The organism is Stenotrophomonas sp. YJH_SMC_81, assembly GCF_059370875.1.
Genome location: NZ_JCAFUB010000003.1, coordinates 428,274 through 453,526 on the forward strand (window position 1 = coordinate 428,274; position 25,253 = coordinate 453,526).

Here is a 25,253-nt window from a genome sequence, read left to right on the forward strand (position 1 = left end):
GTGCGACCATGACCGGGAAAGGTGCGTTGAGGATTCTGTTGACCGGTGCTGCGGGCCTGGTGGGGCAGGGTGTTGCGCTGGCCTGCCAGCGCTCGCCGCAGGTGGCCCACCTGACTGCCCTGGTCCGCAGGCCGGGCAGCCTGAACGGGCCTGGCAGCGAACTGATCGTCCCCGATTTCCTGCATATGCAAGGCCGGCATGAGCAACTGGCCGGCTTCGACGCATGCTTCTACTGTGCCGGTGCGCCACCGGTCGGCACGGCAGAGGCCGAGTATCGACGCGTGACCCTGGACATCACGCTGGCGGTTGCACGCGCCTGGGCGGCGGCGAATCCCGAGGGGCGCTTTCTATATGTATCCGGTGCGGGTGCGGATCCGCAGAGCCGGGTAATGCCGCTGAGGGTCAAGGGCGAGACCGAAGTGGCATTGCAGGCCCTGCCGGTGCGCTCGGTGATGCTGCGCCCAGGAGGCGTTCGTCCGGTCCCGGGTACCGGCACCCGTCATGCAGTGCTGAAGCCGCTGTACTGGGGCGGTGCGCCATTGATGAAACTGGTCGGCGCGGTCGCGCCTTCGCTGGTGACGAGCAATCTGGCACTGGGCCAGGCGATGATTGCCTTGGCCGCCAGGGAGCATCCGCCGGGCACGGTGGAATGCGCGGACATCAACCGGATCGCGGCCGGCGGGCGCGATCCGGCGTCCTGACCTCAGTGTGGCGCTGCCTCCAGCGCGGTGCGCACGGCCGTCGCCAGATCACTTCGGGTGAACGGCTTTGGCAGCAGCGCAACGGCCCGGCCCTGGCTGCCCACCTGGTCGTGGTCACGGGGATAGCCCGACGTGAACAGCACGGCGACCTCCGGCCAGCGTTCACGGACTTCCCGCACCAGCTCCCAGCCCGACATGCCGGGCATCACCACGTCCGAGAACAGCAGGTCCACCCTGGTATCCGGGCGTTCCAGCAGCCGCAGTGCGGAAGGGCCGTCGTGGGCTTCCAATACCCGGTAGCCCAGCAGCCGCAGTGCATCCACCGTGTGGGCGCGGACATCGTCGTTGTCCTCGGTCACCAGGATGGTTTCCTCGCGCGGCGAATAGCCTGCCAGGCCGGTCTGCGGAGTGCGCGCCTCGCTGGGCAACGGCAGCAGTGAACGCGGGAACATCATGGTGATACTGGTGCCGCCGCCTTCCACCGAATCGATCAGTACGTGGCCGCCTGACTGCTTGACGAACCCGTGCACCATCGACAGGCCCAGGCCGGTGCCACGGCCAACCTGCTTGGTGGTGAAGAAGGGTTCGAAGACCCGGGCGAGCGTCGCCGCATCCATGCCGTGGCCGTTGTCGCGCACCCGCAGCATCACGTACTCGCCCGGCGTTGCATCCGGGAACAGCGCGGCGTAGTCGTGGTCGAGGTGGCTGTTGTCGACCTCGATCACCAGTCGGCCGCCGTGCGGCATCGCATCGCGGGCATTCACCGCCAGGTTCAGTACAGAGGCCTCCAGCTGGCTGACGTCGATCTCGACGCACCAGATGTCCTCGGCGCTGCGGATCTCCAGCTGCACCAGCTCACCCAGCGCACGCTGCAGCATGTCGTGCATGTCCAGCAGGCGCTCGTTGAGGTTGGCGGCCTGGCTGCGCAGCGGCTGGCGGCGGGCAAACGCCAGCAGGCGCTGGGTCAGGCTGGCGGCACGGCCGACACCCTTCAGTGCATTGTCCAGCGCACGGCTCACCATCGCTCCGGGTTCGCCCGCGCGCTCGCTGAGCAGCATGGCGTGCTCGACGTTGCCTGAGATGACCGTCAGGATGTTGTTGAAATCATGTGCGATGCCGCCGGTGAGCTGGCCGACCGCCTCGATTTTCTGCGACTGGCGCAGCGCATGCTCAGCCTGCACGCGCGCGGTGGTTTCCACGGCCTCGGAGACCACAGCGGTGACCACGCCCTCCGTATCGAGTAGTGGACGGAACGAGAAATCAAAGCTGCGCCGCCCGGTCGGTAGTTCCAGTTCCAGCGCATGCAGTGAACTGCGGCCCTGTACCGCTGCGGCCACGGCCCGATCGATCAGCGCTGCGATGCCCTCGGTGGTGCCGAACCAGACCGATTCGGCGAAGCGTTGGCCAACGACGTCCTTCTTGTCTGCCAGCACCGCGGCCAGTGACGCGTCATTGGCATCGACCACGCGTCCAGACAGATCCAGCAGCACCTGGTGCTGGAAACTGGATTCGAAGATCGCCTGCAGGCGCCGCTTGCTGGCGCGCAACTCGGCCGTGCGTGCCTGTACCTGCTGCTCGAGCAGCTGGTTGTCTTCGCGCAGGGCCAGCTCGGCCTGTTTCAGCAGCGACACGTCGCTGCCCAGGCAGATATACCCGGCCACGCTGCCATCGGCGGCATGCTCAGGCACGCAGTCCATCTGCACGAATCGTGATTCGCCGCTGCGATGGATCAGTTCGGCCTGGAAGCGGGTGCGCTCGCCCTGTAGTACCCGTTCCAGGCTGGGCAGGGCGTGCTCGAAGGCGGAAATGCCGCTGACATCCCGAGCCGACCGACCCAGCAGTTCTGCAAGGCTGAATCCATGCCAGTCCAGGAACGCCTTGTTGGCAAACCGGTAGCGATGGTCCTTGTCCAACTGGGCGATCAGCGCCGGGACGGCATCGGTCACCTTCTGCAGCTGGGCCTGGCTTTCGTTCAGCGCGGCCTGCGCATTGGCCAGCTGGATACGCTCCTGCGCCTCCTGGCGGGCGCGGCGGATCGCATCTGGCAAGCGTTGCAGGCGTTGCTTCACCACATAGTCGCGGGCACCGCGCGTGAGGGCCTGTACCGCCAGTTCCTCGGTCAGGGTGCCGGAAACAAAGATGAAAGGCGTCTGCGGCACGCACTCGCGCGCCAGGGCGAGTGCTGCGTCACCATCGAAGCCTGGCAGGACATGATCGGCGAGGATCACGTCGAACGGGCGGTTTTCGATGGCCTCGATGAACGCGTTGCGGGTCCACAGGCGCTCGGCCTCGAAATCGAGGCCGGCACGCTGCAGCTGGGCGCTGATCAGCTCCGCATCAAGCGCGCTGTCCTCCAGCATGAGGATGCGCAGGCGCTCGCTGCGGCGCGATCCATCACGCATTGCGCTGCCCCGAACCGTTGGGCCGATGCGGTGGCGGCTGGTTGGTGATGCCCCAGAACATGCCCAGGCCCTGGATGGCGTCGAAGAATTCCTTGAAGTCGACCGGCTTGACCACGAATGCGTTGACGCCCAGTTCGTAACTGCGCACCAGATCCTGCTCTTCGCGCGAGGAGGTCAGCATCACAACCGGGGTGCTGCTCAGGTACGGGTCGCCACGGACCTGCTCCAGTACCTCCAAGCCATTGACTTTGGGCAGCTTCAGGTCCAGCAGCACGACCACCGGGCCGCCGTGCATGGCACCGGCGAACTTGCCTTCGCAGCGCAGGTAATCCAGCGCTTCGGCGCCGTCGCGTACATGGATGACATCGTTCAACAGCTGGCAGCGCTCAAGCGCGGCCATCGTCAGCTCTGCATCCTTGGGGCTGTCCTCTACCAGGAGGATCGGCCGCAGGTCCCTCATGGGTGTTCTCCTGTGGAGCGGGGTAGGGTGAAGTGAATGGTCGCGCCCTTGCCGGGCTCGCCCTCGGCCCAGGTACGGCCGCCATGGCGGCCGATGATGCGGCGTACGTTGGCCAGGCCGATGCCGGTGCCTTCGAATTCTTCCACATGGTGCAGGCGCTGGAACACACCGAACAGCTTGTCGACGTAACGCATGTCGAAGCCGCAGCCGTTGTCGCGCACGAAGAAGTGATCTTCGTCGTCGCTGCGGTCGTGCCCAATCTCGATCATCGCGTGCTCACGCTCGCGGGTGAACTTGATCGCGTTGGCCAGCAGGTTCTGCCAGACCAGGCGAAGCATCGTCGGGTCGGCTTCCACCTCCGGCAGCGGCGCGAGCGTCCACTGCACGTCGCGGCCGGCGTAATCCAGCGCCAGGCTCCGGCGCACGTCCTCGGCCAGCGCAGCCATGTCCAGCCGCACCCGCCCCAGCGTGGAGCGTCCCATCTGCGAGAAGCTGAGCAGGTCATCCACCAGTGTGCCGGCGGACTTTGCCGAATCGACGATCGTATCCAGGAAGCGGCGCTCGGTCTCGTTGAGGCGGTCGCCCGCCGAGCTGCCAAGCAGCTCCGAATAGCCCACGATGTGGCGGAAGGGGGCGCGCAGGTCGTGGCTGACCGAATAGGAAAAGGCTTCCAGTTCCTTGTTGCTGCGCAGGAGCTGCTCGTTCAGTTCCGCCATCTCCTCGGCCTTGCGCAGCACGATATCGACGATGGCCGTGCGCATCTCGTGTGCCGCATCGCAGTCGGCGTCGGTCCACGGCAGGCTGCGCTGCCGCACGGTCTCTTTCCAGGCGTCGAAGGAGCTCCGCGGGGAGAGTGCGACGCCGGGCGCTGCGGTCTTGCGGGGGTCTCCCCCCCAGCGCACGGTTCGCACCACCTCCGGCCGGAACCACATCAGGTAGCTGTCATGCAGCTGCGAAATGGACACTGCCAGCAGGCCGCTGGCTACATCGGCCAGGTGCGCGGCAGGCGACCAGTCGGCGGCAAGGTGGTCGGTGCAGTAGGTTTCCTGCCCGGCCTGCCGGGTAGCCAGCCAATCGGCCAGGGCCAGCACGTCGCTGGCCGGTGGGCACTCACCCACGCGCATGCAGTCGCCCTTGTGCACGATGGCAGCCCCGGCCGCGCCGGTCAGCGACAGCAGGCTGCCTTCGTCCTGGCGCAGGGCCGCCATGAATTCTTCGTCGCCGGCCATGCGGCCCAGCAGCTTGACCAGTATCGAGCGACGCGCGACGCGTTCTTCAATCGCGAGCGCGCGCTCCTTCAGTGCAATCTGCAGCGACAGGATCTGGCCCATGAACTCGCAGGCGGTACGCACGTGGTAGGGCAGGCGGCGTGGCTGCACGGTGTGGCAGGACACCAGGCCCCATAACCGCCCCTCATGTACCAGTGACACCGACATCGACGCCCCGGTCCCCATGTTGCGCATGTACTGAAGATGCACGGGGGACACGCTGCGCAGCACGGCCAGGCTCAGGTCGGTCGGTGGCGCCTCGCGGTGGTCTTCGGCCCGCATCAGCGGGGTAGGGGTATAGTTGTTGTCCGCGATCAGGCGCACCCGGTTCCGGCGGTACAGTTCGCGGGCCTGTGCGGGAATGTCCGACTCGGGAAAGCGCAGGTCCAGGTAGGACGGCAACAGGCCATTGCCATCTTCGGCCACCACGATGCCATTCCAGCCAGCATCGAATTGATAGACCAGGGTGCGGTCAAAGCCGGTGAGCCGCCGCATGTGCGCGGCCGCAAGCCTGCACAGGTCTTCCACCGTCGCTGCCGATTCAATGCCGGTCATCAGCTCGCGGATGGCTGGATACAGTTCTTCCAGCGAGCCGGGCTGGCCGGGAACCGGTGCTTCCAGCTCGACCAGAAGATCCGTGGCGGAGCGGTGCACCAGCAACTGATGGCGGCCGTGCCCATCCAGGTGCACGGCACCGACATGCGCGCTGCTGCCCACCGTCGCCTGTTGCAACACGCCCTGGAACGGTGCCAGCACGCCGCCCAGCACTTCACTGACGTGCTGCATCAACGGTTCGCCGAACTGTTTCAGCAGCCCGGGGTGGCTGATGGCGCGCTCGCGTACCTGCAGGGACTGCGGTTCAACGATCAGAAGCACACCGTAGGGCTGGATCGCGCCAGGGGTGTGGATCGGTTCGCGCGCGCAACGGGACAGGGCAGTGTCGTGCGCGGATTCGGTAGGAGGCGTCAAGGGCGGGACTCATGATTCGTGGATGGCTGGAACGGCCCAGCACTGCATCCGGTGTGCATGAATGGTGAAGCAAAAGCGTGCCGCCGCATACCACCACGTGAATGTGAAGGGGCTTTCATTCAAACCTGAATTCTTCATCTACGCAGCGACGGATGAACTGGAAGGCGTCTGTCGCGCCCCTGCATGCCTGTGCGCGCTCTTGGCCACTTAAAACGAGCGCATCCAGTTCCTCCCGCTCGCGTCTCCAGTACTCGGCCACACCGAGCTCGGAAGGACGCAGGTGGCGCGCCCCGTACCCGGCATGAAGCTGCAACGCAGCGGCCATCTTCAACAGCACGGACGCTCCCAGCGTCGAGCCCTCCGCCACGTAGCGCCAGCCCAGAACGGTCGCTTTCGAGAATGCTTGAGGCTGCGGTTGCCAGGCATGGGGTACCGGCATGGAAGCGCCGAGGTCGCGAAGATCCTCCTCGATCAGCGGCAAGCGGGTCGCGCCCGGATCCTGCATCCGGTACAGCGGCGCAACGGCGCTATGGAAGTGCCATTGCACGCGCAGGAAGCAGAGGTAACGCTGGCGCGACGCGAAGATGTGTTGCTGCAACAGGTGCTGGTCGAGGCGATCGTGGGCCGCTCGGGTGTGCGCTTTCAGGGCGGCGCTGAGGGCAATGGGGTGATCGGGTTGTGCTGGCAATGTGGATGTAGGCATCGGCGCGCACCCTAGCAGATTTCGATGCAGAGACCGGTGCAGGTTTCGCGGCCAGCACATCTGCGCTGCACGCCAGCTAGACAGCGGCTGCCCTACGGTGACTGCAATTCCAACAGATGCCACGCCCGTGAACCTGCAGACCGAACCCGCGCCCCAGTACCGCATGCTCCCTGACAGCTGCCAATTTGAATTGCTGGATGTGGATGCACTGCAGGATCCAGCCAGTGGCCGGCTGCTGCACCTGTACTCGCTGGTAGCGCGTTGCCTTTCCTGCGAGACGATCTTCAAGGCAGAAGAAGGGCAGGGCCTGGTCAGCCATACTGCAGCGCGAGTGGTGCGGTGCCCCACCGGTTGCGGGCAGCAGGCGTTCAAGCCGGCCCTGCTGCGGACCTGGTGCCCACAGGCCGTGGCCCAGGCATGAACGCTGGATCCGCGTGTCACAGCAGCCCTGGATTGGCCCGCCAGACGGCGAAGTTGAGCGCCGAGGCGAACAGGATCCAGGCGAGGTAGGGAAGCAGCAGCACTGCCGCGGCCGGGCGGGTACGCGCAAACGCGACGATCGTCGCGCACACCAACACGATCAATACAAGAATGTCGGCGAAGGCAAGCGCGCCCAGCTTCCAGCCGAAGAACAGCCAGCTCCACAGTGCGTTGACGGCCAGCTGCACCAGATAGAGCAGCAGCGCGGGTCGTGCCCCGCGCCAGCCACGTTCGCGCCAGACCAGCCACGCGGCAACCGCCATCATGGCGTAGAGCAGCGTCCACACCGGACCAAAGACGCTGGCCGGTGGCGCCCATGCCGGAAGCGTGAGGGTAGCGTAGAAGCTTGCCGCGGACGTGGACGCCCATGCCCCCAGCGTGGCCGCGACGAAAGTAATTGCCACCCATCCCAGAAATCCGGAAACCTGTGAACTCCGCTTCATAGCGTGCAGCTCCCTGATGCTTGTGCTGCCTGTCTACGCACAGGGGCAGCGAACGGATGCAGGTTGCTGGCCTTCAATCTGAAGAACCGACGGCACCCGCTCCCTCGCTCGCTGGCAGCAGGGAAGGTCGCTGGTCAAACCACTCCCTTGCTTTCGCCAGGTGCCATTGGCGCTGGTCACCGTCCAGCTCGATGCCCGCACCCAGCAGCCCCCAGCGCAGGTAGAGATCACCGCGCTTGCGCTGGTCGAGCAGATCCAGCCGCGCGCGTACCGAAAGCCGATCGTTCTCGGCCTGCAGTCCATCGATGATCAGATGGCCCGGGCGCCAGCGCAGCGTCGCCCGTGCCTGCACCTGGCCGGAATCCAACAGCGACAGGGTCCAGCGCGGGTAGTCGGTACGCTCTGCGAACAGTGCAAGCAAAGGGCGGGCATCGCTGAGATCCAGATCCGTGGTGGCATCGACCTGGAAGGGCGACTGCGCGTCGATGCGGCCACGCTTGAAGGCCACGCGGCCTTTCCATGGGCTTGTTTGCTCTGTATCCGCCACCTGCACATTGCGCAGCTCGACGGTGGTGCCGGACAGATCGAAATGACGCTGATTGAAGTCACCGCGGCGCAGCGTTGCCTTCACGTCGACGTCGCCGCCCATGTCCAGCCCTGCCACCTTGGCGCTGGCATTGCGCCCCAGCAGCCGGGCAGTGCCGAGGCCGACGCGTCCATCGGTGTCGAGCGTGGCATCGCCGCTCAGGCTGCCGGTGCCACGGAGCAGCCGCACCTGCGGCGAGCCCAGGTAACGGTTGTAGGCGGCCAGGTCGGGAATCGTTGCTTGGCTGAAGCGCAGGTGCGCGCGGACACCCTTGCGCAGCTCCTGCAGGCGACCATCACCGGTCAGGTCCAGGGCCAGATCACGGCCGTCGAACAGGCGCACGTCCTTGGCATCGGTTGGCCGAGCAGTGAATCGTGGCAGCCGGACAGCCAGCTGTGCCTGGCTGGGGCTGCCGGCCTTAAGTTCGCCATGGGCGCTGGCCGTGCCGGCCAGGCGTACGCCGGCGACTTCGGCCACGGCTTCGGCGGCCGGAATGTCCACGGTGCTGCCTTCGATCAGTTCGCCGTTGCGCACGCGCAGGTCCGCCTTCAGCGTGCCGCCGCCGTCCAGCTGCAGCCACGGCTTGCGAACGAACAGGGCAGGGATCCAGTTGAGCGAAGTGAACGTCCATTCGCCGCGCACTGTGCCGGAGCTGCGTTCCAGCAGCTGGGCGGGCTGCTGGAAGGGAACGTTCCGGCCACTGATGTGCAGATCGGCATCCACTTCGCTGCCTGAGCCGGGCTTTGGCGGCAGGCGGGCCTGCAGGCGCAGGTCGTTGGACACATTGAGCTGCAGGGCCAGCACGCCGCGATTGGGGGCGCCGTCACCCAGGTAGAGCGGCACCTGCCAGATTGCGCGGTCCCCGGGCTGCAGCTGGCCGTCAATCAGGTGCAGCGCCAGCTGCAGGCGTCCGGGCACGGGCGCGCTGGAGATCTTCGGCGTTGTGGCATCCGTGTCCATGCGCAGGCCCTGGCTGCGGGCGTCGACCTCGAGCTTGGCATGCAGCAGCTTCAACTTGGCCAGACCGGGCGCCTGGTCCCGATAGTGGCGCGGATAGCTGAAGCGCGCGGTGAGATCCATGTCGCCCAACAGCTGCACGCCGTCAAAACTGGTGTCCGCATCGCTGAACGCCACCTCGGATTCGAAGAGCTCCGACGGCCCGCCGCGCAGCTGCTTGAGGAAGCCCACCGTACCCCGGCCCTTGCCAATGATCAGCAACTTGCCAAAGCGTGCGCTGCGGATGCTGTTGCTGTGGATGGCGTCGAAACGGAGCGTCCAGCCACGGTCGCTGCGCGGCGGTGGCGGGATGGCTTCTTCGACGCGGCTGATCTCGGCGGAAACCCCCGTCGCCTGCAAGCGCGGAACCCGTACCTCGCGCTGGAACAGGGGCAGTACCGCCAACCGGGCGCTGGCGCGCTCGGCATGCAGCACGTAGACCGTGTGGTTCACGTGGCCGCGCATGTGCACGTTCCAGGCGATGACATGGCCGGGCAGCAGCGTGATGGCCGGGCCGGTGGTCATCACGAACTTGTGCGGCTTGCGGTTGGTGAACTGATCGAACAGCGGGGTATTGAGGAAGATGTTGCCGGCCAGCAGGTACAGCAGGTAGATGCCCAGCAGGACGTAGGCGGGAACGCGCCACCGTCGAAGCCGGTGCGGGATGTGCACGGAAACAGGAGGCATCTACTGCTCTGAGGGCTGAAATTCCCACAACTATTGCGGAGCCGATGGCGGTGGCGCGTGAAGCAGCCATGGGGCAGGGGCTGGATTCTGGTAGTGTCCGGCCTGGTCACCACCACAGATCTGTAGGAGACGCATGGAGATCCGGCCCGCCCGTGCAGGCGATTTCGACGCGATGTGGGGCATGTTCAAGGCGGCCATTGCGGCGCAGGATGCGCTGCCCTTTGCCGGCTCTTTTGGAGTCGAAACGTTTCGCGCGCATTGGTTCCAGGCCCAGGCACCTCATGTAGCTATGCTGGAGGGCCGAGTTGTGGGCATGTACAAGATGGGCCCGAATTTCCCCGACCTTGGGGCGCATGTGGCCAGCGCCACGTATGTGGTGGATGCGCCGGCACAAGGGCAAGGTGTGGGCCGGGCCCTGGTGGAACACAGTCTGGAGCGGGCGAGGGCGGAAGGATTCCTGGCCATGCAGTTCAATTACGTGGTCAGTACCAATGGGCCGGCGGTGGCGCTGTATCGGAAGCTGGGGTTCGATGTGGTGGGAACGCTACCGAAGGCGTTCCGGCATGGGACGCTGGGCTTGGTGGATGTCTTTGTGATGCACAGGTTCCTGTGATGCGATGCGTTGGTCGCACGTGGATAGCGTGACGCGTCACGACCAGTGAGTGGCTACGGCTGGGGTGCCAGAACGCGCTCCTGAGGCCTCGGTCGTTGGTGCCGAATCGGCGAAAGCGCTCTTGCCAGGCTGGCGTGCAGCCACGGCAAGATCAGCGGCAAAACTACGCCCGCAAAGCCGTCTTTACCCGCCACTGTCAGATCCGCAAGATCCTTTGCCATTCCTGCAGAGGTTGAGGGAAGCCCAAAGTGCGGTTGGCAGTGATCGAATCACTGACAATCAGGCCGGCGCCTGGAGTGGATCAGGGGCGTGACTGGTGAAGCCTGGATCGGGCAATGGCGTAATGAACATAATATACATACCGCCGTTGTCGGGAGCGCTAACCGCCTGAATTTTGGCGGTTTTTGCGTTTGCTAGACCCGGCATCGACAGCGCTACCAGCGCGACGACCGCAGCCGCCGCGCTCAGCCTGTCCAGCATGAGCCGCCACAGGGCACGCTCGGTTGCAGTCTGCGCACGCTCGGCGTGAAGCATCGCAATCCACGTGGGTCCGTCGAGCTTTGCCAAGGCGCACATCTGCGCAATTCGCTCATCCGGGATCGGATGGCGGCCATGTCGCCAGGAACTGACCATCGCTCGCGTGAGCCCGATCTTCTGCGCCAAAGCGTTGTCGGACGGCAGGTTGCAAGCGGCCCTTACTTTGTCGAGCAGATCGTTGGCGGTGTCCATGGTTAGCAAGCCTTGACAGGGGTGTATAGCCGGACTATACATGCCCCCGTGTTTGGCGTGGCTAAACACCCCGCCACCGGCACCCCAAGGCCGCTGGCGGGTCCTCTTGGGGCTTGGGGCAGGGGACAGGGATGATTGATCCACTCGTTACCTTCGTGCTGCTGGCGGCCATTGCTGCCGTTTCCATCGGTGTCGCTCGCATCGTGTCGTGGCTGCTGGACCGGCGTGACCATGCCGCCGTCCAGCGCGCCAAGGAAGCGGCCATCGTCGCCCAGGCTCGTGCCGAGCTGGCCGCAACCGGTTGGACCCCGAGCCACGAGGCGCTCTATCAGGCCGAAATCGCCGCCACCAAGCGCGGCGATCTGCTGGCCGCTGCTCGCTACGCCGAAGAGCAGGAGCGCGCCGCATGAGTAGGCTTCCCTCATTCGCCGAACTGGCGGAGTTCGACATGGGCCTCGCGGCGTGCGCCGCGCTCATCGCCGTCTGTCTGGGAGCGGCATTGCTCTCCATCGTGATCGAACAGGCATGGCTGGCGCTTCGTCGCCTGTGGAAGCTCTGGAAGGGCCGCACCAATGGCCGGTGATCGCGCGGTGCTGGCCGAGTCGGGACTCCCCTCGTCTAACAGGGGAGTCAGTGAATTCAGGAACCCCGAGGGAACCCTGACGGTCGGCATTGACTGGTTCTCTGCTTCCATCGATCTGCGCGCAGCGCTGGACGAGGTCGCATTCCGTGATGGCGATAGTTTCGAGGAGGTCCGCCAGTGGATCGAGTTCTCCCCGGAGAATGCGCGCATCGCGGCCCTGCAAGTGTTCTGCTGGTTCTTCGCTGGGCTTGGCCTTGAACTGGATGAAACGGCGGGCGGCGGTCGCTTCTACACGTGGCGTATCAAGATCATCGACGCGGCCAAGAAGTTCGTCGGGATGATCGAACTCGGCGGCGAAGAGTGCCGCCGCGCAGATGGCACGTATACCGCTCGTATCGAGCTAACTGGTGATGGATGCAAGGCGATAGGCGCAGCGCGCTGCGGCCATGCGCAGCGGTGGCTGGAGCTTCGAGCGAAGCTCGAAAGCTGCGCCGGAAGGATCACCCGCGTCGACGTGTGTGCAGATGATCTGATCGGCGAATACCCATTGCGCCTGGCGCAGAAGTGGTACGCAGCTGGCGAGTTCGATAACCGTGGTCAGCGCCCTAAGGCGCAGTTGGTGGACGACTACGACAGCGGCGACGGCAAGACGCTCTACATCGGCGGCAAGAAGTCGGAGAAGCAGCTGCGGGTGTATGAGAAGGGCAGGGAGCAGGGTGACAAGAGCTCTCCGTGGGTGCGCTATGAGGCTCAGTTCCGCAACTCAAACCGCAAGGAACTGCCGCTGGATATTTTGCGTGACCCGGCCTCGTACCTGCTCGGTGCCTACCCGGTCCTGTCCTTTCTGCGCTGCGTTGCCACGCGCATCGAAATCACGAAAGCGGCCGTCGAGGCCACGTGGAAGAGCGCACGCCGTCATCTGCGCCGCCAGTATGGCGCGACCCTCCGTTTCATCGTTCAGCACTGCCCCGACGCTGAGGCGTTGAAGGCAGTCATCGAATCCTGCACCTCGCCAAAGCTGCCGGGGTGGGCAACAGGGGATACAGCAGCGCATTGGCCCGAAATCGCGGCCGTACAACCAACCCAAAAGGGGTAACAGCACATGAGCATCAAGGTCACCGTCCTGAAGAATGAAATCGATGAACGCGGCGGCAGTTTCAAGAACGACGCTGGCGAGAACGTCGAGTACACCACCCGCAAGCAGAAGGCCAAGCTTGAAACCGGCGGCTTTGCCTACCCGTTCGATGTGCGCCTGGACAAGGGTCAGCCGGGCTACCCCGAAGGCGAGTACGAGCTCGATATCGAATCGATGCTTCAGGTCAACAAGGGCGTCGCAACGCTGAGCAAGTTCACTGTGCTGCGGCCGGTGGCAAAGCAGCCGGCGCGACCTGGCGCGCAGGCATAAGTCATGTCCGATCCGGCACCGCTCTACGTGGTCGGTTGTGCTGCTGAGAACGTGCAGCAGGACGGCACGTGTTCGGTGCCGGTTTGGATGCCATACCACCAGCCAGTTCTTCCGCCCCTGAGCTTGGCTGATGGAACCCTTGTCGCGTTCTCCATCGTCGGAGTTTGGGCAATCGGGTTGAAAGCGCGCCTCGTATTCCGCGCTGCGCGCATAGGGGTCTACTGATGACGAGGAAAACCACAATGAAGTTCATGAACGCTGCTCGCCGTTTCGGTTCGTCCGCCGTCGCCAAGATTGGCGCCGGTACCACCGCCCTTGTCGCTTCGGGCGCCGCACTGGCATCCGGTTCCAGTTCGCCGGGGGCCGCCATCGCAGGCGAATTGGCCGGTGGCAAGGCCGATATGGGCGTGGTCATCGCTGCCTGCGCCGTGCTGATCGGCGTGCTCCTGGTGTGGGCGTACACCCGCAGGGCAGCGAAGTAATCGGGCAAGTGCTGAAACCGGGGGCGCACGGCAACGTTCGCCCCCTTTTTCTTTGGAGGAACTGATATGGGCTATTTCGTCATTGTTGGCATCTGCGGCGCATGCTGGATCGCTTTTGAGGGCATGTAATGCGCCGGATTCTCCAAGGCTTCGTGACACTCCCTCATTGGCGTGTGTGCGTGGCGCTCACAGTCCTGCTGTCAGCATGCTTCTTCGTTGGAAAGGCGAAGGCGGCGAACTGCGCTTCGTACGACGACATGTGTACGGACGGAAATGCGCAATCTCTGGCGGCGGCCTGGGGCGGAGCGCAAGCGCGTTGTATCGCGACTGTTGGCCCTGAGGGCATCGCGCAGTCGAACGTGACTAGCAAGACTGTTGAAGGAACTGGGCGAGGCTACTTCACAGTGAAGGCGGCATGTACGTTTCGGGGCAATGTCATTACGGATGTCGTCCCCGCATTCCCAGATCAGGCAAGGTGGTATTACACGCGAGGATGTTCGTCTGAGCCCAGCAAGGTGACGCCGTTCTTTCCGCCTTCGGGATCGGTGCGTTGCGTGAATGGCTGTGAGGTTTCGTACCGTGATAACGGCGATGACACAACCACCTACTCGCCCAACGGTAGGACGTGTGAGAAGAAGCCAGATTGCGACGCCCAGGGCAAGAACATGGTGTGGAACGCCATGCTCGGCGTGTGCCAGCCAGTTGAGCCAGAGTGTCCGGAGGGCAAGGTTAAGGTCGGCAATGCCTGCGCCGACGAGAAGCCTTGTCCGGACGGCATGGTGCTTGTGGCCGGCTCATGTAAGAAGAAAGATGAGGAATGCCCGTCTGGGATGATCCGCAGCCCTTCGGGTCAGTGCATTCCCGGGGATGGGCAGTGCGCTAAGGGCGAGGTGCGCGGGCCGGATGGCACCTGTAAGCGCGACAAGGACGAAGACGGAAATCCTGATCCGACCGGTCCTGATGATCCCGAGACGTTCAGCGGTGGCGATGCTTGCAACGCTCCGCCTTCGTGCAGCGGTTCACCCATCATGTGCGGACAGGCACGCATCCAGTGGCGCATTGACTGCAACACCCGTCGCAACAACAACATCAGCGGCGGACATTGCTCTCAGTCGGGTATGCCGATCTGCACCGGCGAGCATTGCAAAGCAATGGAGTACGCAGCACTGCTGATGCAATGGCGCTCTACGTGTGCGCTGGAAAAGATGGCGGGCGAGAAGTCGGAGACGCCAGGAACTAGCAAGACAGATGCTAATGGGAACGGCGTTCCTGATGCGCTAGAGGGCAGGGGAGACGTGACGCCAATCGGTGATGGCGCAGCGGACATTGCCAGCGCGAAGAAGTGGGGCATTCCGTTGTCTACCGACAGCCTTGATACAAGCAACATGTTCGGCGGCGGCAGTTCATGTCCTCAGCCTCCGGCCATCACCATCATGGGTAAGACGGTAAGCGCGGCTGATGTTCCGTACTTCTGCAGGATCGCAGCGATCCTACGGGGTTTGATCCTGATATTTGGCGCCTATACGGCTATTCGAATCTTGATGGGGGCGGTCTTCTAATGGGCATGGTTTCTGATTGGATCACCGATGGCATTTCGTCGCTGCTTGGCAAAACCAAGGATGCAGCGGCGGGAATGCTTGGCAAATTGCTGGCAACGTTTGGCCTTACTACCGTCACCTTCAATGCGCTTCTGCCCAAGCTGAAGGAATTCGTGATGCAGTTCATCGGCGGCATTGATGGAACGGCATGGGAGATGCTTTCCTACCTTGGTGTCGGCACGTGCTTCTCGATGATCTTCTCGGCCCTGACGGTTCGCATGGCGTGGAAAATCTTCATCGTGCCTAAGTCCGTGGCCGATCAGCTGGGGTCGGGCTCATGATCTACTGGTATACGGGCCAACCTGGACACGGCAAGACGCTGCATGGCATCGAGCGGCTTCTTGAATTCAAGGATCAGGGGCGGATTGTGTACGCCTGCAACATCCGTGAGTTCGACTACGCCAAGTCGGGCGTGCTGGAAATGACGCCGGAGCAGTTCAAGGATTGGCCGAACTTCTTGCCCGATGGCGCTGTTGCGCTCGTTGACGAGGCGTACGAACACGGCATGCTGCCAAAGCGGCCAACAGGGTCCAAGGTTCCGCACCACGTCGAACAGCTGGCTAAGCACCGACACAAGGGCTTGGATTTCATCTTCATCAGCCAGTCGCCGGATAAGCAGTGCGATCAATTTGTGCATGACCTGATCGAGCGCCATGTGCACGTCCGCCGCCGGTTCGGTACAAAGTTTGTCGATCTCCGAGAGTTCGATAGGTTCGAGGCCCGAGCGGAGAAAGCCACACCGCTGGTCACTAAGCGCCGCAGGCTACCCAAGCGCCCCATGGGCATGTACAAGTCCACAGAACTGGACACCACCGAGCGGCGCATTCCGTGGTACGTCATTGCGTTGCCGGTACTGGCTGTTGCCGCCGTCTTTATGATGTATTTCGCGTTCGGGCGCATGGATAAGCGATTGAACGGCGGCGACAGCCCCGCAGTTGGCGGTACTGCGCAAGCGACTGCACCGCGCGACGGAGCGCCTGCGACGGCGGGCGGTGCAGCCGCGCCGAGCCCGAAACAGCCACTTAAGGAATATGTCGACAAGTTCCTCCCGCGCATCCCATCGCAACCGTGGAGCGCTCCCGTCTATGACGGCGCACTCAGTCTGCCGGCCGAGCCGCCGCGCATCTTCTGCATGTCGTCGCTTGGTGGGGAGAATGGCCTTGGTCAACGTGACGATCCCAGCTGCACGTGCGTGACTGAGCAAGGGACGCGGTACGAATTGGCGGACGAACCGACCTGTCGCATGGTTGCACGGAGTGGTCAGTACGAGCCCTATTTGCCTAGGCGCGAGGATCGACTCGTTGATGGGCAGACGCAGATAAATCGAGGTATGGAGGACATCAATCAGCGCCAGCTCGAAGGCACAACCATCGCACGCGGCCAGCGCGCAATGGGTACCTTTCCAGAGTCCCCGAAGTTCAACAGCAGCAGCTACATGACCACGCCTCCGGGGGAGAACCGGCTATGACCAGCGGCGGGCGCGAACTTCTCAAATGGCTGGCGTTGGTACTGATGACTGGCGATCACGTGGTGACCGTCTTCCACCTGGGCTACGTGCCGGTACTTTCGGAGCTTGGCCGGGTTGCTTTCCCGGTCTTTGCGTTGGTCATGGCGTTCAATCTGGCTCAGCCGGGCGCGGATGCAGCGAAGTCGGCCCGGCGTCTTGCGACTTGGGGCATTGCCGCAACGCCTGTGGCCGTCCTCGCATTCGGCCAGCTGCTGCCCTTGAACGTCCTGTTGACATTCGCCGCGGCCGCTACCTGCATATGGGCCATCGAACGCCGATACTGGGCGCTGGTCGCGCTTCTCGCTGTAGTCGCTCCGGTATGGCTGGACTACGCTTGGCCGGGCGTGTGGCTCGTTCTGGCGGGTTGGCGCTGGTATAGAGGGCAGGGTGGTCAGCCGTGGCTAGTGTGGGGCTGCATGGGCCTGTTGTGCGCCTACAACGGCAACGCGTGGGCGTTGCTCGCCATTCCAGCGTTGCGGCTGGGCCACTTCAACGTTGCTGTGCCGCGTTCCGGCAAGGTCTTTTATGGCTACTACATCGGCCATCTTGTGGTGTTGCTGCTAATCGCAACGATTCTTGCCTAGCAGGGATCGTTGGGAAGGTCGCGCCAGCCGCCTTCGATGCGCTTGAAGCGATGGCCTTGCATACAACGCTCCCCATCGCCGAGTGGGCGCCGTGGCGCAGGCGAGAGTATTCGGTCGAGTTGGATGGTTCGGCGAACCGCTGCCACGTCCGCCGCGTTCTCGGCCTCGAGCTTTTGCATGTCGCGATCCAGTTGTGCCTTGAACTCGGCTTCCTCTTGCGCCGTCATAGGGCGCATCAGTTCGCGGGTCATCGCTGCGGCTTGCCGCCGAGCATTCCACTCGATCAGCCCCATGGCGATCACGATCAGCGTAACTGCGGCGACGGCCATGTAGAGCCAGGGCGAAGCTGGCTCTTGTTGCCGGGCTGGGCGGCTTCGATTTCCCCGGAACTGCACGTCATGCAGATCAGGAGCGCTAAAGGTTGGTTCGTGTCGTTCGCGGTCCATACGGCTCCCCAAGGCGTCCTGCGCGCATTCTAGCCGGGGTGTAGGGGCAGCGCCCCTACGGAAGCGCCTCACACGCGCTGGCGAGGCTGAGGCCCTCGTTCATGTGGAGCTGCACGCGATGGATCGGCGTCGGGGTCAGCCATCACCCTGGGGAACCGCTCTTGGCGGCGAGCCACAACATCGCGCAGATTGACGACAGTGGCAGGACAATGCGGGAAGCCGGCGCGTCGATTGTTCCCACGTATAGAACTGTCGATCGACGGATCTGAACGAGCTTCGCCCATCAGACGCCGCCATTCCTGTGCCTGAGCAGCAGTGAGCGATAGCCAGGCCAGATCCTGTGGTTCGAGCTCGCGGCCTTCGGGGGTGACCAGTCGGCCAGCCCTAAACGAAAAACCGGCCCAAGGGCCGGTCAGGTTCCGATCACGCACAATCAGGCTCCATGCCGCAACAGGGTCAGGGGCCGAGGCAAGAGACGTGCCAGCCAGCCCCGGAGCTTCGCGAACATAATATACATTATGCGAAATGATGTATCGGGCTACGGCCGCGTTCGTGTCCTCGGCGTGGCAATGGCTGGGCCTCTGGCTCGGCTGATTGACGGGGAGAAGTTGCCCCACCTACTACGGAAAGTCGCCCCATTTGCTACGAAAAGTCGCCACACATTTGGTGGAACTTCCATCAAGGCGCCCCTAATTCGACGAAACCGCGAAACTGTTGCCCCAGATCTGGCCTAACGGCGGATTGGCGGGCAAATGGATTAGCTGGAGGAGCTCGGGCGATTCGGTTCGCCCTTTGGAGGCCATCGTGTCTGGAGTGGCACGTGCGGCAACTAGGGCCAAATTTGCTTCAAATTCGACCCGAGTTCGTGGCAATGGGGCCGGCCAAATAGCCAGATTTGATCCCTATTCGTGTCACTGGCCGGGATTGCGGCCAGGTGGTCATTGCTTCGGCTGCTTGCGTTTCGGTCTGACATTAGCAGCGACGCGAACTTCTTTGGATCGCTTGAGCGCTACTTCCAGTTGAGCTGGCAAATCTCGAAGCCCTGAAAGTTGCCCCTCGAGCGCATCACATCTGCCGCGCAGGAGATCGGCAGACTGACTGGCCGTGGCGGCCGCTGATTGGGCGGCCTGGATTTCCTGACGCAGCTGCTTCTCAAGTGCCCTGTGCTGTTCGGATGCCTTGCTTAGCTGCGCCTGGAGTTCCTTCGCCTCCTGGCGGGCTCGATCAACATCGCTGAGCGCTCGATTCCCGGGCTGCGGACGTGCCGAGTCGCTGCTGCAGAACTTTGGCGACTTCGCTCAGCCATAGGCTTTCGCCCGCGATGGCGAGGAAGCGCTGGCCGCTGGCAGCTGGGTGGGTCATCGCGCGTAGATGCAGGTCGGCCACGTCACGCACATCCACGAATCCACAATTGATCTTCGGGCATCCTGGCTGTCCTTCCAGCATGTGCTTGATCAACCGGATGGAGTGGGAATAGTCCGCGCCCAGTACCGGCCCCAGGACCGCTGTGGGGTTGACGACCGACAGCTCCAGCCCCTCCCCTTCCCTGCCAATGAAGTCCCATGTGTTCCAGATCTTGTCGCTCTCCGCTGACGTCAGCTTCTGGCCCAGCTTGGCGTCCATCGCCGATTCCGTTGCCGCAGACAACAGCCGATTCCGCTCCGATGGTGTTGTCATGTCAGGATCATCCCACGAATCAGCCTGGGCAGCAGGCACGCCCCTGGATGCCCTGCTCGACTGCGGTGATCGCTGGGGCGCCATCAGATGCGGGATCGCCGCATCTGATGGACGACACCGGCGGCTCGCCCTTACCAGCGCACCTGCAGGCTGAGGTTGCCGAACGAGCCTTCCCGGCTGGCACCACTGCTGTTGCCCATCGAGCGCTCGCACCCACCGGAGATCTGCAGGTTGAAGCGCTCATTCAACCGGACGTTGACGCCAGCGCTCAACGAAGCTCGGTTTCCACCCGCCGCCAGGGGAATCTGGTCCTTGCCGGCGTACGTCACTGCCGAGCGCGCATCCGATTCGTGCCACACATCGGCGGCGAGGTACGGCGCCCACTGCACGCCGCCCGCGCTCTGGAACTGCCAACTGCCGTTGATGCCCAATCGCCCGCTCAGCCCCTGCGTGCTCCCAAGCGACACCTGCCCTGCAACGTCCTGCCCTGCATCGAAACGCACCTTCTGCCAGACCAGCTGGACCTCAGGCTGCAGCGTGAACTGCCCGGTGCCGGCCTGCGTGACAAACGGATAGCCGGCCTCGAGCGATGCCAGGTAGCCGCCGCCACGGGTGTTGAGACGAACCGGGCCCGCATTGGCGGAACCGCCGTAGCGGGTCAGCTGGACGACGGCGTCAAGATAGCCGCCTCGGCTGCCAACGCCGGTCAGGGTCAAGCCAGCGCTGGTGGCCTGCAGTTCGACGTTGCCGGTCGCCCCACGCACATAGCGGGTCCGCTCATCATTGGTATAGATGCCGTCGACCTGCGCATTGCTGCTCGCGTGCGACAAGTAGCCGCCCGCCTGCCAGCGGGCGCCTGCCGACGGGGCGGCCTGCCAGAAATCACTTCCGACCTGCAGCGCGTTGAGCCTGCCCTTGGCTTCCGGCGCAACCATGGATTCGTACCGGTTGTGCAGGTCGCGGGTTGCCACACGCACCCAGGCAGCATGCGGCCTGTCGCCCGCAGCGGCGGCCTGCGCCCTGTCACGCCGGTTGCCCATCGCCAGTGCACCCAGTTCGCGCGCCAGCGGCTGGACCGTACCGTAGGTCGCCAGCTCGCGGCCGAAGATGGGCAGGGCCACCGGAGGCACCGGGTTGGTCGGATCGACCGGGTTGATGGGGTCGACCGGATTGACCGGGTCAGTCGGCTTGATCGGGTCAGTCGGATCGACCGGCGGCTGCACGACGAAGGCGTTGCGCAGGTACCAGTTTTCGGCCGACTTGCCTTCCAGGTCGCCGCGGAAGAGTCCAAACCCGAATGCGCCGTTTCGTGCGTAGTTTCCGAGCTTGAAGGCATCGGCCGACGTGGTGGCGCCATTGATGGCGGCAACCACCAGGATGCCGTCCCCGACGGTGTGGCCTTCGGTGCCGCTGGTGTTGTGAACGCGCACGGTGGTGCTGCCGCTGGCGCTGCCGCCATCGATCACCAGCTGGCTGCTGGGCGATGCGTCGTCGCCCAGCCAGGTGTTCAGTTCCAGCTGCCCCTGCTGGCCCACGTAGTTGCCCTGGATGGTCAGGCGACCGTAGTCATTCCCGCTGCCCGGACGGATCACGCCGGCGTTGACCACGTCACCGTGAATGGCGCCGTTGCCGCTCAGGGTGGCATTGCTGGCCACTTCGGTTGCCGACCGGATGCTGCCATCAACCTGAAGTGCACCGGCAAGCACGCGGGTGGCACCGGTGTAGGCCTGGTCATCGGCGATGCGCAGGGTACCCGTGCCCATCTGCACCAGGCCGCCCGTTCCGCTCACCGCATTGTCCAGCAGCACGTCGTCGCTGCGGTTGAATTCCAGCCAGCCCTGGTTGTCGATTGCACCGGTCACGCTGCCGCTGGTGCCACCGTTGCCCAGGCGCAACGCACCGGCCGCGATGAACGTGCCGCCGGCGTAGCGGTGGTCAGCGTCCAGCACGGTGGTGCCCGATCCGATCTGGCGCAGCGCGCCATCGCCGGCGACACGCGCCGAGAGCAGGAACGTGTCGTTGCGGTCCACGTCCAGGTAGGTGCCACCGGCCAGGCTGACATCGCCGCCCAGCGTGCCGCGCGAGCCGCCGTCACCGATCTGCAGGGTGCCGGCCGCCACCCGGGTGCCGCCGCTGTGCGCGACGTCGCCGGACAGCACGACAGTGCCGCTGCCTGCCAGCAGCAGCTCGCCGCTGCCGGCGATGTTGGCGGACAGGGACATGCGGTCACCGCGGTTGAGGGTCAGCCGCGCGTTGTTCACGATGTCTCCCGCCACATTGCCGGCTGCGCTTCCATCGCCCAGCACCAGTTCACCGTGTTCGATGCGGGTCACGCCGGTGTGGGTGTTGTCTGCGGTCAGGGTGAGCGCGCCGTTGCCGCGCTTGATCAGCTGGCCACCTTCGCCGTGCAGCGCCGTGGCCAGGGTGACAGCGTTGCCGTTGGTGTCCAGCACCGCGCCCGCAGTCCCGAGCGCCTCCAGTCGCGCGGAGATGTCCTCGTTGCTGCCTGCGGCCCACTGCAGGCCGCCGCCATCCAAGACAATGCTGCCGGTGCCCAGGTTGCTGCCGGACTGGAATCGGATCAGGCCCTGATCGACGCGCGTCGAGCCGCTGTAGGTGTTGGCACCGGTCAGGGCCAGCACGCCCTCGCCGGTCTTGGTCAGGGTGCCTGCATTGCCGCTGATCTGACCACTGACGGTCATCACGGCATCATCGCCATCGACGCGGAACGCGTGCTCGCCGATTGCGGCCAGCACCACCGGAACGTCAACCCGCATGTCCTGGCCTGCGGCACGGTTGCCCAGCACGCCATCGTTGAAGGTGATCACACGCGTGCCGGGACCGGCGCCCGCCAGGATGCTGCCAGCACGCAGCGCACCCCCATCGAGGGTGATGTTCGACGACACTGTCCCTGTCGTACCGGTGCGGTTGCCCAAGGTGATGGTATTGGCAAGCACGGTGCCGCCTTGGCCAATGTTGAGACGCCCGTTCGAGCCACCGGTGCCTGAGGTGCTGCTCCGCTCGCCGAGCATGATGGTGTTGGCCTCGAGCACGCCCCGGCCCAGGCTGAGTGTGCCAGTTGCGGTGGCATCACCATAGGTCGCGCCGGCGATGTTCAGGGCGTCCACCTTTGCGTCAAGCACACCTCGGCGCAGGTCGACATTGCCAGTGGTGCCGCTGTAATTGCTGCTGTTTCCCGTGCCAATGTTCCAGGTGCCCACGGCGCTTTCCCCGTCCGACCCACGCAGGATAAGAGTCCCGTCCGTGACTGAGTCCTGGAAAACCAGGGTGCCGGTGCTCTGGTTGCCGCCGAGCGTGATGCTGTCGGCATTGATCGTATTGTTCTGGCCCAGACGCACGGTACCTTGATTGGTGGCCGCTGCGCTGATGCTACGGCCAACATCGCCTATGCCAATATGCGATGCGCGGATGAGGTTGGTATCCGAAGCCAAAACAACCGTACCGGTGGTAGCCCCGGTCTGATCCCGTGTGCCGCCTATGACGCGGCCACCGACGCTGAAGATGAGGCTGGCATTGTCGTAGACGTAGTGAGACAGCCCGCTGAGGTCCAGATTCTGGGTGGCGCGGTTCGCTGTGCCGCCGATGCGGAAGGAATTTCCCTGCTGGATCAGCGTGCCGCCGTTGCCAACGACGACGCCCGTCGCGCCATTGGCTACAATGATGTCCTCGACGACTCGCGTGCCATCGGCAACGTCAACCGGGGCGCCGGGGAACTGCAGCGTCTCTGCACCAGCGGCACCGCCCCACGCCAGGGCGACAGCGATAGCCAGCTGCAGCGGGCGGAGCACGGTACGGCTGCCCGCGTGGGCGCGACGGCGACGGGTGGCGAATTCGGAGGCGACGACCCATCGACCGGCGGCCGCATTCCAGACGATTGAATGAATCTTGTTCATGAGGCTCTCCTCGAAGTGAAATGAAGGCTGGACGGCTTCCTGGAGCGTTCGGACGAACCGAAGGGGAAGCACTCAGCGGACACTTGCGAGGTTAGTGAGGGCCACCCGGGAGTCGAATCGGACTCGTCCCAAAAGCGGGGGGACCCGGCGTTGCAGCCCTGCCCGAGGCGCTGCGCGCGTGCGCCGCCCGCCCCGGCAGATGCCACCAGGGTGCGTTGCAGCGGCCATGCCTGTTGGCAGACGTCAAGAATCGTGTTGAGAAGCGTTCTGCTTTACAGTGCCCCGTGCCGGGCCCGAAGCTTGGCCCGCTTCGCTGTCACTGCATCGGTCCTGCCATTGGCGGCGCAGCGCTCGGCGCAACTGCGGCGAGGCAAACAGGTACTGATTGAGGCAGTCCAGGAAGCTCGCCTGCGAGCTGGCCGAAAGCTCGCTGAATCGAAGCAGCAGCAGCGTTACCAGAAAATTGGGGTCGGGCACGTGGTCACCGGTTACAGGGGTGTGCCCCACCGAGAATACGAACGCTGCAGCGCAAAACCATCGGACAATGCCTGAATCAGTCCGATTCTCCACCGGCGCCTGCACGGGCGCACTGTGATGCCTGCACCAGCCCATGCGCCAGCGCGTACTCGAACACGTCCGCGTCGCGCTTAAGCCCAAGCTTGCGCATGGCCGCCATTTTCTGCGTGCTGACGGTCTTGCTGCTGCGCCCTACCCGCTCGGCGATTTCCCGGATGGTCAATCCTTCGGCGAACATGCGCAGCACTTCTGTTTCCCGCTTTGACAGTGCGGACGCGCCACTGGCAGGTGCTTCGGCCGCGTCGGCGAGCAATCGCTCAATGGCCGGAGAGACGAACGGCTGGCCGGACCGGGCCGCATGCACCGCAGGAACCACGTGCTCCAGCGAATCGCTCTTGCTCACGATGCACGTCACCCCGGCGGCCTGGATGGAGCGCAGGACCAGCGGACTCTCCATGCCGGTGAGCACCACCAGCTTCAGGTTGGGAAACCGCCGCTGCAGGAATCTGAGCAGGGTCACGCCGTCGCCGTAGCGTCCGTTCGGCATCGAAAAGTCACAGACGGCCACGTCCACCGATGCGGCGCTCAGCAGCGCAACCAGTCCGGTCGAGTCGCTGGCCAGGCCAGCGACCGCGATGCCGGGTTCGGAGCGCAGCAGCATTTCCATGCCGGCCAGCATCACGGGATGGTCGTCGGCAACGACCAGGTTCAAGGCCATACAGTCATCCTCTTGGTTGCAGGTATCGCCAGGCATGCCAACACGCGGTCGCCTGGCCTATAGTTGCGGCGGCGGGTCGCCGGTGTGGCGGGCCAACTTCAGCGCGGGGCTGTTGCATGTCTCATCCGATCATTCGTGTAGCCATTGCAGACGACCACCCGGTCATCCGCATGGGAATCGAGGCCGCAATCGATGCGGTTCCCACGCTGCAGTGCATTGGAACGGCGTCCGACTCCTCGGAGCTGGTGGCGCTGCTGGACAGTACCGCATGTGATGTCGTGGTGACCGACTACGCCATGCCGGGCGGCACGCACGGCGACGGCCTCGCCCTGCTGGATACACTCCGCGAACGCTACCCCGACCTGCGTGTGATCGTGATGACGGGCATGGACCAGCCGGTGGTCATCCAGTCACTTTATCAGCGCGGCATCACCCATATCCTCAGCAAGGCCGATGACACCAGCCATGTTCCGGCGGCCATCGCTGCGGCGTGGGCCAACCGGCGCTACCTCTCGCCGTCGGTCGCGCAGATCTTGCCACACCATGCCGCAGCGTCAAGGAAGATAGCGCTCTCGCCACGGGAACGTGAAGTGCTGACGCTGTTCGTGTCGGGGCTTGGCATCAACGAAATTGCCGAGCGCCTGGACAGGCGCAAGCAGACCATCAGCACGCAAAAGCGGATCGGGATGGCCAAGCTGGGCATCGACAAGGAAGCCGATCTCTTCAAGTTCGCGACGGAACTCGGCCTGCGTTCAAACGGCCCCGATCCGGACTGATCGGCGTTCG

The 25,253-nt window shown here is 64.3% G+C and carries 26 protein-coding genes; 13 read left to right on the forward strand and 13 right to left on the reverse strand.

The window, feature by feature from the left end; translation table 11 throughout:
- Window positions 1-8: 8 nt before the first annotated feature.
- Window positions 9-701, forward strand: coding sequence for an NAD-dependent epimerase/dehydratase family protein (locus AC5P8U_RS08425; RefSeq protein WP_088497513.1), 693 nt, complete (start codon window positions 9-11; stop codon window positions 699-701).
- A gap of 2 nt (window positions 702-703) precedes the next feature.
- Here AC5P8U_RS08425 and AC5P8U_RS08430 read toward each other — a convergent pair whose 3' ends face one another.
- From AC5P8U_RS08430 to AC5P8U_RS08445, 4 genes are all read right to left on the reverse strand, one after another.
- A complete protein-coding gene (locus AC5P8U_RS08430; RefSeq protein ID WP_088497485.1) occupies window positions 704-3,103 on the reverse strand; it encodes a hybrid sensor histidine kinase/response regulator in 2,400 nt (799 codons plus the stop codon).
- A complete protein-coding gene (locus tag AC5P8U_RS08435) occupies window positions 3,096-3,563 on the reverse strand; it encodes a response regulator (protein WP_005416517.1) in 468 nt (155 codons plus the stop codon). The genes AC5P8U_RS08430 and AC5P8U_RS08435 overlap by 8 nt, the downstream gene beginning before the upstream one ends.
- On the reverse strand, window positions 3,560-5,800 hold the full coding sequence (locus AC5P8U_RS08440) for an ATP-binding protein (RefSeq protein WP_088497484.1): 2,241 nt from the start codon (window positions 5,798-5,800) through the stop codon (window positions 3,560-3,562). Before AC5P8U_RS08440 ends, AC5P8U_RS08435 begins: the two co-directional genes overlap by 4 nt.
- Before the next feature lie 115 nt (window positions 5,801-5,915).
- A complete protein-coding gene (locus AC5P8U_RS08445) occupies window positions 5,916-6,503 on the reverse strand; it encodes a biliverdin-producing heme oxygenase (protein ID WP_172412153.1) in 588 nt (195 codons plus the stop codon).
- Between the two features lie 127 nt (window positions 6,504-6,630).
- Here AC5P8U_RS08445 and AC5P8U_RS08450 point away from each other — a divergent pair, with 127 nt between their 5' ends.
- Window positions 6,631-6,924, forward strand: coding sequence for a hypothetical protein (locus AC5P8U_RS08450; RefSeq protein ID WP_151354712.1), 294 nt, complete (start codon window positions 6,631-6,633; stop codon window positions 6,922-6,924).
- A gap of 16 nt (window positions 6,925-6,940) precedes the next feature.
- Here AC5P8U_RS08450 and AC5P8U_RS08455 read toward each other — a convergent pair whose 3' ends face one another.
- Together AC5P8U_RS08455 and AC5P8U_RS08460 are read right to left on the reverse strand one after the other, a co-directional pair.
- Entirely contained in the window at window positions 6,941-7,426 is a 486-nt protein-coding gene (locus AC5P8U_RS08455; RefSeq protein ID WP_072167008.1) for a TspO/MBR family protein, read from the reverse strand.
- A 73-nt stretch (window positions 7,427-7,499) separates the two neighbouring features.
- Window positions 7,500-9,695 (reverse strand): AsmA family protein, encoded by a 2,196-nt coding sequence (locus AC5P8U_RS08460; protein ID WP_495214055.1) that lies wholly within the window; start codon window positions 9,693-9,695, stop codon window positions 7,500-7,502.
- Window positions 9,696-9,828: 133 nt separating this feature from the next.
- On the opposite strand from AC5P8U_RS08460, the gene AC5P8U_RS08465 reads away from it, so the two are divergent.
- Window positions 9,829-10,308 (forward strand): GNAT family N-acetyltransferase, encoded by a 480-nt coding sequence (locus AC5P8U_RS08465; protein WP_072167010.1) that lies wholly within the window; start codon window positions 9,829-9,831, stop codon window positions 10,306-10,308.
- Between the two features lie 279 nt (window positions 10,309-10,587).
- Here the strand turns inward: AC5P8U_RS08465 and AC5P8U_RS08470 are convergent, their stop codons facing one another.
- Window positions 10,588-11,037, reverse strand: coding sequence for a DUF3693 domain-containing protein (locus AC5P8U_RS08470; protein ID WP_495214057.1), 450 nt, complete (start codon window positions 11,035-11,037; stop codon window positions 10,588-10,590).
- 131 nt (window positions 11,038-11,168) lie between these two features.
- On the opposite strand from AC5P8U_RS08470, the gene AC5P8U_RS08475 reads away from it, so the two are divergent.
- The 9 genes from AC5P8U_RS08475 (at window position 11,169) to AC5P8U_RS08515 (ending at window position 17,196) form a co-directional block, all read left to right on the forward strand.
- Window positions 11,169-11,447: a hypothetical protein gene (locus tag AC5P8U_RS08475; protein WP_495214059.1), complete on the forward strand. Its 279-nt coding sequence runs from the start codon at window positions 11,169-11,171 to the stop codon at window positions 11,445-11,447.
- The gene (locus AC5P8U_RS08480; protein ID WP_495214061.1) at window positions 11,444-11,620 is read left to right on the forward strand and encodes a hypothetical protein; all 177 of its coding nucleotides are present in this window, start codon (window positions 11,444-11,446) and stop codon (window positions 11,618-11,620) included. Before AC5P8U_RS08475 ends, AC5P8U_RS08480 begins: the two co-directional genes overlap by 4 nt.
- A complete protein-coding gene (locus tag AC5P8U_RS08485) occupies window positions 11,610-12,716 on the forward strand; it encodes a replication initiation factor domain-containing protein (protein WP_495214063.1) in 1,107 nt (368 codons plus the stop codon). Before AC5P8U_RS08480 ends, AC5P8U_RS08485 begins: the two co-directional genes overlap by 11 nt.
- Before the next feature lie 6 nt (window positions 12,717-12,722).
- Window positions 12,723-13,025, forward strand: coding sequence for a single-stranded DNA-binding protein (locus AC5P8U_RS08490; RefSeq protein ID WP_495214065.1), 303 nt, complete (start codon window positions 12,723-12,725; stop codon window positions 13,023-13,025).
- A gap of 242 nt (window positions 13,026-13,267) precedes the next feature.
- Window positions 13,268-13,507 carry a hypothetical protein gene (locus tag AC5P8U_RS08495; protein ID WP_495214066.1) on the forward strand — a complete coding sequence of 80 codons (240 nt, stop codon included), beginning with the start codon at window positions 13,268-13,270 and terminating at the stop codon, window positions 13,505-13,507.
- Between the two features lie 128 nt (window positions 13,508-13,635).
- Window positions 13,636-15,066: a hypothetical protein gene (locus tag AC5P8U_RS08500; protein WP_495214067.1), complete on the forward strand. Its 1,431-nt coding sequence runs from the start codon at window positions 13,636-13,638 to the stop codon at window positions 15,064-15,066.
- Window positions 15,066-15,386 carry a DUF2523 family protein gene (locus tag AC5P8U_RS08505; RefSeq protein WP_495214069.1) on the forward strand — a complete coding sequence of 107 codons (321 nt, stop codon included), beginning with the start codon at window positions 15,066-15,068 and terminating at the stop codon, window positions 15,384-15,386. Before AC5P8U_RS08500 ends, AC5P8U_RS08505 begins: the two co-directional genes overlap by 1 nt.
- Window positions 15,383-16,573 carry a zonular occludens toxin domain-containing protein gene (locus AC5P8U_RS08510; protein WP_495214071.1) on the forward strand — a complete coding sequence of 397 codons (1,191 nt, stop codon included), beginning with the start codon at window positions 15,383-15,385 and terminating at the stop codon, window positions 16,571-16,573. The genes AC5P8U_RS08505 and AC5P8U_RS08510 overlap by 4 nt, the downstream gene beginning before the upstream one ends.
- Window positions 16,570-17,196: a TraX family protein gene (locus tag AC5P8U_RS08515; RefSeq protein ID WP_495214072.1), complete on the forward strand. Its 627-nt coding sequence runs from the start codon at window positions 16,570-16,572 to the stop codon at window positions 17,194-17,196. The genes AC5P8U_RS08510 and AC5P8U_RS08515 overlap by 4 nt, the downstream gene beginning before the upstream one ends.
- Here AC5P8U_RS08515 and AC5P8U_RS08520 read toward each other — a convergent pair.
- The 6 genes from AC5P8U_RS08520 to AC5P8U_RS08545 all read right to left on the reverse strand — a co-directional run bounded on the left by AC5P8U_RS08520 (window position 17,193) and on the right by AC5P8U_RS08545 (window position 24,467).
- Window positions 17,193-17,525: a hypothetical protein gene (locus tag AC5P8U_RS08520; protein ID WP_495214074.1), complete on the reverse strand. Its 333-nt coding sequence runs from the start codon at window positions 17,523-17,525 to the stop codon at window positions 17,193-17,195. The two genes, AC5P8U_RS08515 and AC5P8U_RS08520, sit on opposite strands and share 4 nt — an antisense overlap.
- Before the next feature lie 185 nt (window positions 17,526-17,710).
- Entirely contained in the window at window positions 17,711-18,259 is a 549-nt protein-coding gene (locus AC5P8U_RS08525) for a DUF3653 domain-containing protein (RefSeq protein ID WP_495214076.1), read from the reverse strand.
- Window positions 18,260-18,866: 607 nt separating this feature from the next.
- A complete protein-coding gene (locus AC5P8U_RS08530) occupies window positions 18,867-19,265 on the reverse strand; it encodes a Rossmann-fold NAD(P)-binding domain-containing protein (protein WP_252744717.1) in 399 nt (132 codons plus the stop codon).
- Between the two features lie 185 nt (window positions 19,266-19,450).
- Window positions 19,451-23,233 (reverse strand): autotransporter outer membrane beta-barrel domain-containing protein, encoded by a 3,783-nt coding sequence (locus AC5P8U_RS08535; protein WP_495214077.1) that lies wholly within the window; start codon window positions 23,231-23,233, stop codon window positions 19,451-19,453.
- Between the two features lie 243 nt (window positions 23,234-23,476).
- Window positions 23,477-23,710: a hypothetical protein gene (locus tag AC5P8U_RS08540; protein WP_143592550.1), complete on the reverse strand. Its 234-nt coding sequence runs from the start codon at window positions 23,708-23,710 to the stop codon at window positions 23,477-23,479.
- Between the two features lie 76 nt (window positions 23,711-23,786).
- Entirely contained in the window at window positions 23,787-24,467 is a 681-nt protein-coding gene (locus AC5P8U_RS08545) for a response regulator (RefSeq protein WP_088497472.1), read from the reverse strand.
- Between the two features lie 116 nt (window positions 24,468-24,583).
- On the opposite strand from AC5P8U_RS08545, the gene AC5P8U_RS08550 reads away from it, so the two are divergent.
- Window positions 24,584-25,243, forward strand: coding sequence for a response regulator (locus AC5P8U_RS08550; RefSeq protein WP_252744713.1), 660 nt, complete (start codon window positions 24,584-24,586; stop codon window positions 25,241-25,243).
- Window positions 25,244-25,253 lie beyond the last annotated feature (10 nt).